Origin of the sequence: Kitasatospora saccharophila (genome assembly GCF_039529925.1) — a bacterium.
GTDB lineage: Bacteria > Actinomycetota > Actinomycetes > Streptomycetales > Streptomycetaceae > Kitasatospora > Kitasatospora saccharophila.
The window spans coordinates 1-12,337 of record NZ_BAAANS010000007.1 but is presented as its reverse complement, the minus strand read 5'-3'; the positions used below and the strand labels follow the sequence as shown (position 1 = coordinate 12,337).

The 12,337-nt window shown below is 73.8% G+C and carries 11 protein-coding genes; 7 read left to right on the top strand and 4 right to left on the bottom strand.

What is annotated here, in order from left to right:
* Nucleotides 1–89: 89 nt before the first annotated feature.
* Nucleotides 90–662: an EF-hand domain-containing protein gene (locus ABD345_RS07145; protein WP_344550972.1), complete on the top strand. Its 573-nt coding sequence runs from the start codon at nt 90–92 to the stop codon at nt 660–662.
* A gap of 174 nt (nt 663–836) precedes the next feature.
* Here the strand turns inward: ABD345_RS07145 and ABD345_RS07140 are convergent, their stop codons facing one another.
* Nucleotides 837–1,244, bottom strand: a complete 408-nt coding sequence (locus ABD345_RS07140) for a hypothetical protein (protein ID WP_344550971.1) — start codon at nt 1,242–1,244, stop codon at nt 837–839.
* A gap of 218 nt (nt 1,245–1,462) precedes the next feature.
* Between ABD345_RS07140 and ABD345_RS07135 the strand changes: the two genes are divergently transcribed.
* The 4 genes from ABD345_RS07135 (at nt 1,463) to ABD345_RS07120 (ending at nt 6,799) form a co-directional block, all read left to right on the top strand.
* Complete coding sequence (locus tag ABD345_RS07135) at nt 1,463–3,343, top strand: galactose oxidase early set domain-containing protein (RefSeq protein WP_344550970.1); 1,881 nt, start codon at nt 1,463–1,465, stop codon at nt 3,341–3,343.
* Nucleotides 3,344–3,442: 99 nt separating this feature from the next.
* The gene (locus tag ABD345_RS07130; RefSeq protein ID WP_344550969.1) at nt 3,443–5,815 is read left to right on the top strand and encodes a Dyp-type peroxidase; all 2,373 of its coding nucleotides are present in this window, start codon (nt 3,443–3,445) and stop codon (nt 5,813–5,815) included.
* A gap of 214 nt (nt 5,816–6,029) precedes the next feature.
* Nucleotides 6,030–6,560: an Asp23/Gls24 family envelope stress response protein gene (locus tag ABD345_RS07125; RefSeq protein WP_344550968.1), complete on the top strand. Its 531-nt coding sequence runs from the start codon at nt 6,030–6,032 to the stop codon at nt 6,558–6,560.
* Between the two features lie 50 nt (nt 6,561–6,610).
* Nucleotides 6,611–6,799: a hypothetical protein gene (locus ABD345_RS07120; protein WP_344550967.1), complete on the top strand. Its 189-nt coding sequence runs from the start codon at nt 6,611–6,613 to the stop codon at nt 6,797–6,799.
* A gap of 24 nt (nt 6,800–6,823) precedes the next feature.
* Here ABD345_RS07120 and ABD345_RS07115 read toward each other — a convergent pair whose 3' ends face one another.
* The 3 genes from ABD345_RS07115 to ABD345_RS07105 are packed head-to-tail and all read right to left on the bottom strand — an operon-like array spanning nt 6,824 to nt 10,523.
* Nucleotides 6,824–8,956 carry a xanthine dehydrogenase family protein molybdopterin-binding subunit gene (locus tag ABD345_RS07115; RefSeq protein ID WP_344550966.1) on the bottom strand — a complete coding sequence of 711 codons (2,133 nt, stop codon included), beginning with the start codon at nt 8,954–8,956 and terminating at the stop codon, nt 6,824–6,826.
* Nucleotides 8,953–9,957 carry an FAD binding domain-containing protein gene (locus ABD345_RS07110; protein WP_344550965.1) on the bottom strand — a complete coding sequence of 335 codons (1,005 nt, stop codon included), beginning with the start codon at nt 9,955–9,957 and terminating at the stop codon, nt 8,953–8,955. The genes ABD345_RS07115 and ABD345_RS07110 overlap by 4 nt, the downstream gene beginning before the upstream one ends.
* Nucleotides 9,954–10,523 (bottom strand): (2Fe-2S)-binding protein, encoded by a 570-nt coding sequence (locus ABD345_RS07105; RefSeq protein WP_380275836.1) that lies wholly within the window; start codon nt 10,521–10,523, stop codon nt 9,954–9,956. Before ABD345_RS07105 ends, ABD345_RS07110 begins: the two co-directional genes overlap by 4 nt.
* Nucleotides 10,524–10,698: 175 nt before the next feature.
* Here ABD345_RS07105 and ABD345_RS07100 point away from each other — a divergent pair, with 175 nt between their 5' ends.
* Both ABD345_RS07100 and ABD345_RS07095 read left to right on the top strand, forming a co-directional pair.
* On the top strand, nt 10,699–11,628 hold the full coding sequence (locus tag ABD345_RS07100) for a DUF389 domain-containing protein (protein WP_344550963.1): 930 nt from the start codon (nt 10,699–10,701) through the stop codon (nt 11,626–11,628).
* A gap of 257 nt (nt 11,629–11,885) precedes the next feature.
* A complete protein-coding gene (locus ABD345_RS07095; protein WP_344550962.1) occupies nt 11,886–12,236 on the top strand; it encodes a beta/gamma crystallin domain-containing protein in 351 nt (116 codons plus the stop codon).
* The last annotated feature ends 101 nt before the right edge of the window (nt 12,237–12,337 follow it).

Here is a 12,337-nt window from a genome sequence, read left to right as displayed (position 1 = left end):
CGCCACCCGGACGGAGCAGCGGACCGGCGGGCCGCAGCGCCCGGGCGCTACCTTGGCCCGGGCACGGTGCCGAGCCGGCGGAGGTGGCGATGACCGGGGTGAACCGGGTGCTGGAACGCAAGATCGACGTGTGCTTCGGCTTCGCCGACCAGAACCGCGACGGGGTGATCGACTCCGCCGACGTGCTGACCCTGACCGCCCGGCTGATCGCCGCCGCCGGGGTGCCGTTCGACTCCCCGAAGTCGGTCGCGATGCTCCGCGTCGGCGCCGCCTGGTGGGAGGCGCTGCGCGCCGAGCTGGACGTCGACGGCGACGGCCGGATCGACCCGGACGAGTACCGGGCCGGCGTGCTCCGCCTCTCCGGCGCCCAGGCCGGACCGCCGGGGCCCGGCGCGCTGGCCGCCGCCGGGGCGCTCTGGGCGCTGTGCGACCGCGACGACGACGGCAGGGTCACCGCGGAGGAGTTCACCCGCTTCCACCGCGCCCTGGGCCTTCCCCCGGGCACCGCCGGCCTGGCCTTCGAGCGGCTCGACCTGGACGGCGACGGCACCCTCTCGGTCGCCGAACTCGCCGCCGCCCTCTGGGAGTTCTGGACCAGCGAGGACGCCGGGGCGCTCGGCAACTGGCTGTTCGGCGACGCGTTCCTCACCGCCGCCGACTGACCGACTGACCGACCGACCGGCCCGCGGGACGAGGCCCTTCGAAGGTCCGACCGTTCGGGCGGGCGGTCCGGCGGAGCCCGAGTGCCCGCCCGAGCGGCCTTCCCCGGTCGGTGGCCCGGGCGGGTCCGGGGCCGGGCCGGGCGGCAGCGAGTGCCCCCGGGCCGGCGAGGAGCGTCAGCCGCCGAGGCTGACGTTGTTCTGGCCGTCGGTGCAGACGATGCGGATGGTGAGGTTCGCGGGCCTGGACCCGCCCTCCACGCCCTCCGGCGGGCAGTCGTCCTTGCGCACGGTGACGATCCAGCCGGTGGCGTCGTCATTGGGACGGCTCTCCAGCACGTCGGCCGGCCACCGGCTCAGTTGCCGGTTCTCGCCGGGGGTGATGCTGAATCCGCCGCTGTAGATGCTCTCGTCGGACGGGCAGAGCAGCTCGTGCGGCATGCCGTCGGCGCCGCCCTGAACGGTGGGGCCGGTCACCGCCTGCGGCGGGAGGAGGCTCGGGTCGGCCGCCGCGCTGCCGCTCGTGGCGACGAGGACGGCGACTCCTGCTGCGGCGGCCATGGCGATCGTGGTTCTGCTGGGCACCTGTCACTCCTGGGGTCCGGTAGGGGGTGTGCGGACATTCCAGCACGGGAGTGATCAACCGTCAGGCCGACACGCAAGGTGACGGTGCGCGGGCAGTCGATCATGGGAATGCTGGAGTGTCTGCAAACGAACGACTACCGAGAGTGCTCTACTTGCTCCGAATCGTTGTCACCCATGCGGCTGCCCGCAGCCCCGACCGATGCGTCGCGAGGACTTCCATGACAAGCAGAAGACTGGGGGCAGCACTGGCGGCCACCGCCGTCACCGTCGCCCTGTCGACCACCACGATCCTGACCGCGCCCGCCCCCGCGGCTTCCGCCGCCCCCAACCCCTTCGAGGGCAACCACGGGCTGCGCATCACCGGCGAGCAGGTCCAGTCCGAGGTCCGCACGGCCGAAGTGGCCGCGTTCGGACGCCCGGCCGCCGAGGCGATGGCCCGGGACCGGATCGGCCTGCGGGCGGTGCAGACCGACTACCCGCAGACCACCCGCACCAACCGGTTCAACATGCTGACCAGGACGCAGGCGGAGTTCAACAGCGCCTTCGACCCCGCGAAGTTCGGGCGGTTCAAGCAGTACATCCCCTCTCCCGAGTTCGCGGACCACATCGCGCTGCTGCCCACCGGCAAGGTGCTGATGTTCTCCTTCGAGTCCGTCGAGGACAACCCGCAGAAGGAGACCGCGCCCACCGACGTCATCGGCAAGCAGAACGCCGGCCGCGCCTACCTCTGGACGCCTCCCGCGAACGACACCGACCCGGGCGAGTTCAAGGCCGTCCCGCCGCCGGAGGTCAACATGCCGGACGGCCTGGACGAGAAGCGCCCCGCGCCGTTCTTCTGCGCCGGACACTCCTACCTGCCCAACGGCATGGTCGGCGTCTTCGGCGGCAACCTCGGCGGCAACGGCGGCACCGGAGCCAAACTGGCCCTGGTCTTCGACCCGTGGACCGAGACCTGGCACCAGGAGCAGGACATGTCGGTCGGCCGCTGGTACCCGAGCGTGGTCACCGGAGCCGACGGTCGGCAGACCATCATGTCCGGCCAGTCCGAACTCGGCTTCGGCACCCCGACCCCGGTCGTCGAACGCTTCCCCGCCAAGGGCACCGACGTCCCCTACGCCAAGTCGGCGGCGCCCGACAACGTCGCGCTGGACCGGTGGAAGGCGGACGCCCCGTACCGGATGGACTACCCGCACCTGTTCTCGCTCCGGGACGGCAAGATCTACGGCTTCGGCCGCAGCTCCGACCAGCAGTTCGTCTTCGACCCGGCGAACGAGACCCGCGAGACGCTGCCCAGCCGGCCCGACGGCTTCCCCCGCCTGTACGGCTCGGCCGTCGCCCTGCCCAACGGCACCGACGGCCCGGACTCGGTGCTCGTCCTCGGCGGCAACTACAAGGACCCCAACACCTTCAAGTTCTCGGGCGGCCGGTGGACCAAGGACAAGCCGCGCAACCTCGGCCGCGCCCAGGACGACACGCTGATCTTCCCCGACGGCAACCTGTTCACCGTCAACGGGGCCGTCGGCATCCGCGACTACGGGCTCGGCGACTACAACCCGAACGTCCCCGACGACCGGTTCCGCCAGGTCGAACTGCGCGACGCCGACGGCAACTGGACCCTCGGCCCCAAGCAGCGGCTGCCGCGCGGCTACCACTCCAACGCGGTCGTCCTGCCCGACGGCCGGATCATGGTCACCGGGGACGAGCTCCAGCAGATCGCCAACAACCCGGACATCAAGGCCGGCAACAACGGCACCATCGAGATCTACGAACCGCCGTACCTGCACCAGGGCGGAAAACGCCCGGACATCAGGACCGTGCCGACCCAACCGGTGGGTTACGGCAAGAAGTTCCGGGTCAACACCGACTCGCCGGACCAGGCCGCCCGCGCCGTCCTGCTCGCCCCCGTCACCTCCACCCACTCGGTCGACACCAGCCAGCGCCGCCTGGAGCTCAAGCTCGCCGGTGCCGGCAGCCAGCTCCTGCTCGACAGCCCGGCCTCGGCCGCCGACGCCCCGCCCGGCTGGTACATGCTCTTCCTGCTCAACAAGGCCGGAGTGCCCAGCGTGGCCAAGTGGATCCAGTTGAGCCCGGACGCCTGACCCCATCCCCCCGCCACCCCGGGTGGACGGGCCCGCGGCCGGCGGGGCCGTCCACCCGGGGGCCTCCGCATCAGACGGAGCCGACGAACGGATCAACCCATGGCCGACCTGAGCCTGCGTCAAGACACCGAGATCCAGGGCGACATCATCGCCGGATTCAAGAAAGACCACATGACCCTCCTGCTCCTCCAGTTCAGCGACGCCCCGGCGGCCCGGAACTGGCTGGAGAAGATCACCCCCGAGATCGCCACCACCAAGGCGGTCGCCCAGTTCAACGAGGACTACAGCCAGGCCCGCCAAGCCTCCGGCGGCGACGACCCGACGGCGCTGCGGGCCACCTGGCTGGGCCTCAGCTTCACCTACCAGGGCCTGCAGTTCCTCACCGGCCAGCCGGACCTGCTCAAGGACCGGGCCGGGACCGGCGACACGCTGCAGGCGTTCATCCAGGGCCCGGCCGACCCGGGGCGGTCGATGGTGCTCGGCGACACCGACGACAACGACCCCAAGCACTGGGTGTTCGGCTGCGCCGACAAGCCCACCGTCCACGCCGTGCTGACCGTCGCCTCCGACACCGCGAACGGCCTCGCCGGGGCGCTGGAGGAACAGAAGGCCGCCGCCAGCCAGGCCGGCGCGGTCGTCGTCTACGAGCAGAAGGGCGCCGCCCTGCCGGGCGAGAAGAAGGGCAAGGAGCACTTCGGCTTCAAGGACGGCGTCAGCGAGCCGGAGGTCGAGGGGTTCGACGAACCGGACCCCACCCGGTTCACCGGGGAGGAGCCCGACCGGGTCTTCTACTCGAAGAAGCACCCCGGCACCCGGATCCTCCCGGCCGGGGAGTTCGTCATCGGCCGGAAGCTCACCCCGGCGCACAACCGGGGCACCGCCGCGGTCGACACCATCCCCGACTGGATGCGCGACGGCTCCTTCCAGGTGGTGCGCCGCCTGGAGCAGGACGTCGCCGGCTGGTGGGCGCAGGTCGACGCCCAACTGCGGCGGCTGAAGGACCTCAAGGCCGTCCCGCAGGACACCGGGCGGGACTGGTTCGCCGCCCGGCTGGTGGGCCGCTGGCGCGACGGCTCCCCGGTGTGCAAGCACCCCGACCGGCCCGGTGGCGCGGCCGCCGGATCCGACAACGACTTCAAGTACCTGGGCGACCCGGAGGACCCCGACGGTCTGATCACCCCGCTCTTCTCCCACCTGCGCAAGACCAACCCCCGCGCCGGGCTGGTCGCCGGCACGCCGGTGGACGAGTCGTTCATCGACGCCCGCCGGATCATCCGCCGCGGCGCCCCCTACGGACAGCCCTTCGACCCCACCAGCGGCGACGAGCTGAACGGCCCCGACGCCGAACGCGGCCTGCTCTTCGTCTGCTACCAGTCCGACCTGGTCGCCCAGTTCGAGTTCATCCAGGTCAACTGGATCAACGACCCCGACTTCCCGCCCGGCCGCAAGGCCGAGCCCGGCCCCGACCCGCTGGTCAGCGGCCAGCTCGCCACCGTGAACGACGGCCGGGTCAGCTGGGAGGGCGAATCCCCGGCGGGCGAGCGGCAGACCACCGCCCTGGACTTCCGGCCGTTCGTCCACACCCGCGGCGCGCTCTACTGCTTCACCCCCTCCATCAGCACGCTGCGCCGACTCGCCCGGGGCCGCCTGACCGGCGAACTCGAGGAGGAGACCTGGCACCAGGTCGTGGCGCAGGACCGGCCGGTGGACTGCGTCCTGCCGCTGCCCGGCACGGAAGGCCGCTACTGGACGTTCCAGCAGGGCACGATCCGCCTGATCGGCACCGGCGCCACCGAGATCCGCCGGCTCACCACCGGGACGGTCGACGACAGCACCGGGGTCGTCGTCAAGGAGGTGGGCCCGTACTCGTCCTGGCCCGCCCTGAAGGGCGTCACCCAGATCGACACCGTCCTGCCCGTCTTCGACGAGCAGGGGACCAACGGGAAGAACGCGTACTGGGTCTTCCACACCGTGGACGGCCAGCAGTTCTACCGCTACGTCACGATCGGGGTCGCCGAGCCCCACCCCAGCCAACTGGTGGCCGACGACCAGCCGGTGAGCAGGTGGAGGTCGTTCGCCGGGTCCACCCCCGTCACCCACGTCGACGCCTTCCTGCCGGTGCCCGACCAGCAGCCGGCCGGCGACGGCTCGTTCTGGTACTGGGTGTTCCACCACACCCCGGTCGGCCAGCGCTACCGGCTGATCTCCATCGGCCGCTCCGGCAACGCCCACCCCGACCGGCTCCAGCGGGACGACCGGCAGCTCAGCCAGTGGCGGTCGCTGGAAAACGTCACCAGGGTCGACGCCTTCCTCTCCGTCCCCGGCAAGGGCGACCCCACCGGAGGCCCGCACTGGTACTGGGTGTTCCACCAGGACAAGTACCGGGTGATCATGGTCAACCACGGCGGCAACCACCAGGACGACCTCCTGGCGGAGGACCGCCCGACAGCGGTCTGGTCCCGCCGCCCGTGACCGCCCGGCCGCTCACCCGCGCAGGCGGACACCGGGCGCAGGTGAGCGGCCCGCGGGCGTGAAGACCTCCGGACGACCGGCCCTCCGGGATTCGAAGCCGGATGCGGCATCCGTGATTCCCGTCCCGCTTCATGGGCAAGCGCGGTGCCGGCGGGTCGGCCGTGCCCCGGCCGCCCGTCACGGGTTCCACCGGCACAGCACACAGGAGGCCGTCATGACCGACACCGGAAACGTCCGCTCCCCCGGCAGCCCTCCGCAGTCTCCGCCGGGCGCTCCGCGCCCCGGTGCGGGCGCGGCGGCGGCCGGAGGGCGGGGGAGGACGACCGTCGCCGACGGGGTGGTCGCGAAGATCGCGGGCCGGGCCGCGCGGGAGGTCCCGGGCGTCCACGCGCTGGGCGCCGGAATGTCCCGGGCCCTGGGCGCGGTGCGCGACCGCGTCCCGGGCGGCGGGAGGGGCGAAGCCACCCGCGGGGTGAAGGTCGAGGTGGGCGAGCGCCAGGCCGCCGTCGACCTGGAGGTGGTCGTCGAGTACGACCTGCCGATACCCGGGATCGCGAAGGACGTCCGCGCGGGCGTCGTCGAGGCGGTGGAACGCCTGGTCGGCCTGGAGGTCGTCGAGGTGAACATCGCGGTCAAGGACGTCCACCTGCCCGGCGAGCAGGACGACGAGGACGAGGACGAGGGGGACGGGAACGCCGAGGGCCGCGCGAGCGGCGCGCCCACCGGCCCCAGGCGGGTGGCCTGAGGGGCGCGGCACGGCAGCCGTGAGCGCTGCCACGGAGAGGAGCGTACGAGATGAGTACCGCCGCCATCGGGCTGTTCGCCGGGATGGCCCTGGGGTTCGCCGGGTACTTCGGCGGCTTCTGGGCCTTCCTCCTGGTCCTCGTCCTCGGTGCGGCCGGCCTGGTCGTCGGCCGGTTCCTGGAGGACGGCCCCGACGTCAGGGAGTGGCGCGGGCCCCGCTCGGGGGACCGGCGCCGCTGACCCGCCGGCCGGCCCGCCGGCGCGTCACCGCCCGGACGGGTCCTCCCGCCCCCACGGCGCCGGGAGGGCCTCCAGGGCGGGCAGCACCTTGTCCAGCGTGACGGGCAGGTCCCGCACGCGCGCACCGCAGGCGTGCCACACGGCGTTGGACACCGCGGCGGCCGTGCCGACGATGCCGATCTCCCCGATGCCCTTGGTGCCCATCGCGTTGACGTGCGGGTCGTGCTCGTCGAGCCAGTGGGCCTCGACCTCGGCCACGTCCGCGTGGGCCGCGATGTGGTAGTCGGCGAGGTCGTGGTTGACGACGTGGCCGGTCCGGGGGTCGAGGACGGCGTTCTCGTGCAGCGCCATGGACAGTCCCATGGTCATGCCGCCGACGAACTGCGAGCGCGCGGTGCGCGGGTTGACGATCCGGCCGGCGGCGAAGACGCCCAGCAGGCGCGGCACCCGGATCTCCCCCGTGTCCAGGTGGACCCGGGCCTCGGCGAACTGGGCGCCGAAGGCGTGCATCGCCCAGCGGTCGTCCGCCGGCCGCACGGAGCCGGACGCCTCGGCCCGCTCCGGCGGCTCGCTCCCGTACCTGGCGCGGAAGGCGCGGGCGGCCTCGACCACCGCCGAGCCCCAGGTGGCCATGCCGGAGGAGCCGCCCGCCACCGACGCCGTCGGGTAGTCGGTGTCGCCGATCCGCACCTCGACCCGTTCGACCGGGACGCCGAGCGCGTCGGCGGCGATCTGCGCCAGCGTGGTCCAGGTGCCGGTGCCGAGGTCCGCGGCGCCGATCTCGGCGACGTACCGGTCGCCCTCCCGCCGGATCACCGCCGTCGACTCCGACATCAGGTGCACCGGGTAGGTGGAGGCGGCGACGCCGGTGCCGACCAGCCAGTCGCCGCTGCGGCGCACGCCGGGCCGCGGGTCGCGCCCGCTCCAGCCGAAGCGCGCCGCGCCCTCGCGCAGGCAGCCGACCAGGTTCCGGCTGGAGAAGGGCTTGCCGGTCTCCGGGTCGGTGGCGGGCTCGTTGCGGACGCGCAGTTCGACCGGGTCGAGGCCGAGCCGCTCGGCCAGCTCGTCCATCGCCACCTCGGGCCCGAACATGCCGGGGCACACCCCGGGCGCGCGCATCCAGGACGGCACGGGGACGTCGAGGGCGGCCAGCCGGTGGGTGGTGCGCCGGTTCGCGACGGCGTACATCATCCGGGCGGGCACGCCGGTCTGCTCGGCGAACTCCTTGATCCGCGAGGTCTGTTCGACCACGTCGACGGCGAGGGCGGTCAGCCTGCCGTCGGCCCCGGCGGCGAGGACGCAGTGCTGGACGGTGGGGGTGCGGTAGCCGGCCAGCGCGAACATCTGCTGCCGGGTCAGCGCGAGCCGGACCGGCCGGCCGGGGACGGCGCGGGCGGCCATCGCGGCGAGCACCACGTTGACGTGCGGGGTGCCCTTCGACCCGAAGCCGCCGCCGACGTACGGGCTGACCACCCGGACCTTCGCCTCGTCGAGGCCGAACACCGACGCCACGGCGCTCCGGGCGGGGTGGACGCCCTGGGTGGAGTCCCACAGGGTGAGGAAGCCGTCGCCGGGCTCCCAGCGGGCGGTGGTGGCGTGCGGCTCCATCGGGTTGTTGTGGTACGTCGCGGTGGTGTACGTCTGCTCGACCACCGCCGCGGCGGCGGCCACGGCGGCCGGGACGTCGCCCTCCACGGTGTCGGTGGGGAAGTCCGGGTTCACCCGCTCGGGCGCGTACAGGTCGTCCCGGTCGGCCCGCAGTTCGCTGTCGTGCGCCTGTGGCGCGTAGTCCACCCGGACCAGGGCGGCGGCGTGCCGGGCCGTCTCGGAGCTGTCGGCGACCACCAGCGCGACGACCTGGCCGCGGAAGGCGACCTCGTCGTCCTGGAGGGCCGCCAGCTCCCGGTCCTCGGTGGAGGCCAGGCGTTCCGCGGTGGCGGGGGTGAGCACCGCGAGCACGCCGTCGAGCGCCTCGGCGGCGGCGGTGTCCAGCGCCGTGACCCGCCCCCGGGCCACGGCGGCCTGGACGGGGTGCGCGTAGGCGGCGTGCTCCACCGGCGTCTCGTAGGCGTAGACGGCGGTGCCCAGCACCTTGGCCGCGCCGTCCCGGCGGGGCAGGTCCAGGCCGATGGCGGCGGGGCGGTCGATGAACGTCATCGGGCGTCCTCCCGGACGAGTCCGCGCAGGGTGGCGGCGAGGGTGCGGCGCAGCAGCGGGATCTTGAAGGCGTTGCCGCCGTCCAGCCCGTCGGCCGGGCGGGCGTCGGCGAGTTCGGCGGCCGCGGCGGCGCGGTAGGTCTCCTCGGTGGCCGGGGCGCCGCGCAGCACCCGCTCGGCCCGGTGCGCGCGCCACGGCACGTGCGCCACCCCGCCGAAGGCGACCCGCGCGTCCGTGATCACCCCGTCCCGCACCTCCACCGCCGCGGCCACGCTGACCAGGGCGAACGCGTACGAGGCCCGGTCGCGCACCTTGCGGTAGGCCGAGCGGCGGGCGAGCGGCAGGGCCGGCAGGTCGATCGCGGTGATCAGGTCCCCGTGGTCGAGCACCGTGTCCCGCTCGGGGGTGTCGGCGGGCAGCCGGTGCAGGTCGGTGAAGGGGATCGTGCGCTCGCCGTCCGGCCCCAGCACCCGCACCTCGGCGTCGAGGGCGGCCAGCGCCACCGCCATGTCGGAGGGGTGGACCGCGAGGCAGTGCTCGGAGGCGCCGAGGATCGCGTGGTGGCGGGTCCAGCCGCCGACGGCGGAGCAGCCCGAGCCGGGTTCCCGCTTGTTGCACGCCGTCGTGACGTCCTGGAAGTAGGCGCAGCGGGTGCGCTGCAGCGGGTTGCCGCCGGTGGTCGCCATGTTGCGCAACTGGCCCGACGCGCCCGACAGCAGCGCTTGGGAGAGCACCGGGTACCGCTCGCGCACCCGCCGGTCGGCGGCGAGGTCGCTGTTGCGGGCGCCCGCGCCGATCCGGAGGGCCCCGCCGTCGAGTTCCTCGATCCCGGCGGGCAGCAGGTCGGCGACGTGCACGACCAGGTCGGGCGCGGCCACGCCCAGCTTGAGGTGGTCGACCAGGTTCGTCCCGCCGCCGAGGAACACCGCGCCCGGGGCGGCCGCGACGCTGCGGACGGCCTCCGCCGCGTCGCCCGGCCTCCGGAACTCGAACGGCTTCACCCGGCCGCCTCCGCGCTCGACGCCGCCGCCGTGCCGGAGGCGGCCGCGGCCTGCTGAACGGCGGGCACGATGTTGACGTAGGCCGCGCAGCGGCACAGGTTGCCGCTCATCCGCTCGGCCACCTCGGCGCGGTCCAGCCGCGGCGGCCGGGTGCCCTCGGTGACGGCGCTCGGCCAACCCCGCGCGAACTCGTCGAGCATCCCGACCGCCGAGACGACCTGCCCCGGGGTGCAGTACCCGCACTGGAACGCGTCGCGGTCGATGAACGCCCGCTGCACCGGGTGCAGCCCGTCGTCGTCCCGCTGCTCGCCGTCGTGCCGTCCACGGGCGGCCAGCCCTTCCGCGGTGACCACCCGGGCCCCGTCCTGGGTGACCGCCAGGGTGAGGCAGCTCAGCACCCGCCGCTCCCCGGAGAGCACCGTGCACGCGCCGCACTGCCCGTGGTCGCACCCCTTCTTCGGACTCGTCACCCCCAGCCGCTCACGCAGGGCGTCGAGCAGGGTGGTGCGGGTGTCGACGGTCAGCCGTCGCGGGGTTCCGTCGACATGGACGGTGATCTCGCTCATCACCGCACGAAGGTTCCCGACCCCGGCCCCCCTCACACGACCCCCGCCAGGACTCACCCGGCCGGGCGCCCGGCGCCCCGGCCCGGGCGGGCCCGACGACGACGGCCCGGCACGGGCGGCCCGGAACGGGCGGCTTAGGGTGGGTGCGGTCCGCGCCGCCCGTCCGGAGGTTCCCGTGCTGCAGCTCCGCCTGATCGTCCCCGCCGACCTGCGCGAGGAGGTCCTGGAGCGGCTCGACGCCTGCGTGGGCGTCGCCCACGTCGTGGTGCTGCCGGGTGCGGCGGTGCGGCCCGCCGGGGACGTGGTGCTGTGCGACGTGGCGCGCGAGGCGGTGGACGAACTGCTGGGCGAGCTGCGGGCGTCGGGCCTGGCCGAGCGCGGGGCGATCAGCATGGACGAGACCGGGCTGACCCTCTCGGCGGCGGCCGACGCGGCGCAGGAGGCGGCCCCGGGCGAGGGCGTGGACGCGCTGGTGTGGGAGGAGGTCGCGGAGGTCGTCCACGACGAGTCGACGCTCAGCGGGGTCTTCCTCGCCCTGCTCGCGGTCGCGACCATGCTGGCGGCCTGCGGCGCCGTGCTGGACAGCGCGGTCCTGATCGTCGGCGCGATGGCCGTCGGCCCCGAGTTCGGTCCGCTCGCCGGGTTCTGCGTCGCACTCGTGCAGCGCCGGCTCCGCCCGGCGCTGCGCTCGCTGCTGGCCCTGGCGGTCGGCTTCACCCTGGCGATGGCGCTCACCGTGGGCTTCGCGCTGCTGATGGACTCCCTCGGCCTGTTCAGCGACGCGAAGTTCGCGGCCGCACGCCCCAACACCTCGTTCATCTGGCAGCCGGACGCGATGTCCTTCGTCGTCGCGTTCCTGGCGGGCATCGCGGGCCTGCTCTCGCTCACCTCCGCCAAGGCGTCCGCCCTGGTGGGCGTGGCGATCTCGGTGACCACCGTCCCGGCCGCCGCGAACGCCGCCGTCGCCGTCGCCTACGGCGAGTACGCCCAGGGCTGGGGGTCCGCCGTCCAGCTCGCCCTCAACCTGTCGGGCATCGTGCTGGCCGGCGTCCTGACCCTGCTGGTCCAGCACGGCGCCTGGCGCCTGGCCCAGCGCGGACGCTGAACCGCCCGGGGCGGGCCCGCTCACCCGAGCAGGCCGGGACGGCGGACTTCAGGCCCTGGACGACCCGGAGGTGGAGCGGGAGGACGAAGAACAGGCCGAGCAGGGCGGTGTTCTGGTTGAACAGCGCGATCGGCCCGGCGCGCGGCGGCCGGCCGCCGCAGGTGGGCTCCGTCACCCTGCGCACTCGCACCGGCACTTCTTGTTAGCATCCGTACGGTCCGATACGAGTCCCACCCGCACCCCAGGGAGTCCGCGTCATGCTGAAGCGACGGATCGCCGTGGCCGCCGGAGCCGCCGCGCTGGCCCTGACCGCCGGCGCCGTGCCCGCCCACGCCACCAACGAGGTCAACTTCGCCGAATGCCTGTTCGTCGGCGACTACTTCACCATCGGCGTCACCAACGACAACGGCACCGGCTTCCGGCGGTGCTTCGCCAACGCCGGCGACATCTGGATCGACCAGTCGTCGGTGACGAGCTTCAGCAGCGGCAACAACGCCGGCTACTTCGAGTACGAGCCCGGCGACGGCTCCCTGTACCGCCACACCTTCGGCAAGAACGAGGCCCTCACCAAGAACTACGGCACCGTCACGACGCTCCACATCAACTGACCCCCGCCCGGCCGGGGTTCAGGCGGTCCCCAGGTAGTAGGCACCGAGGGCTTGGTGGTAGTCGGAACCGTCACCGTGGACGTCGGGGTCGAACTCGGGCG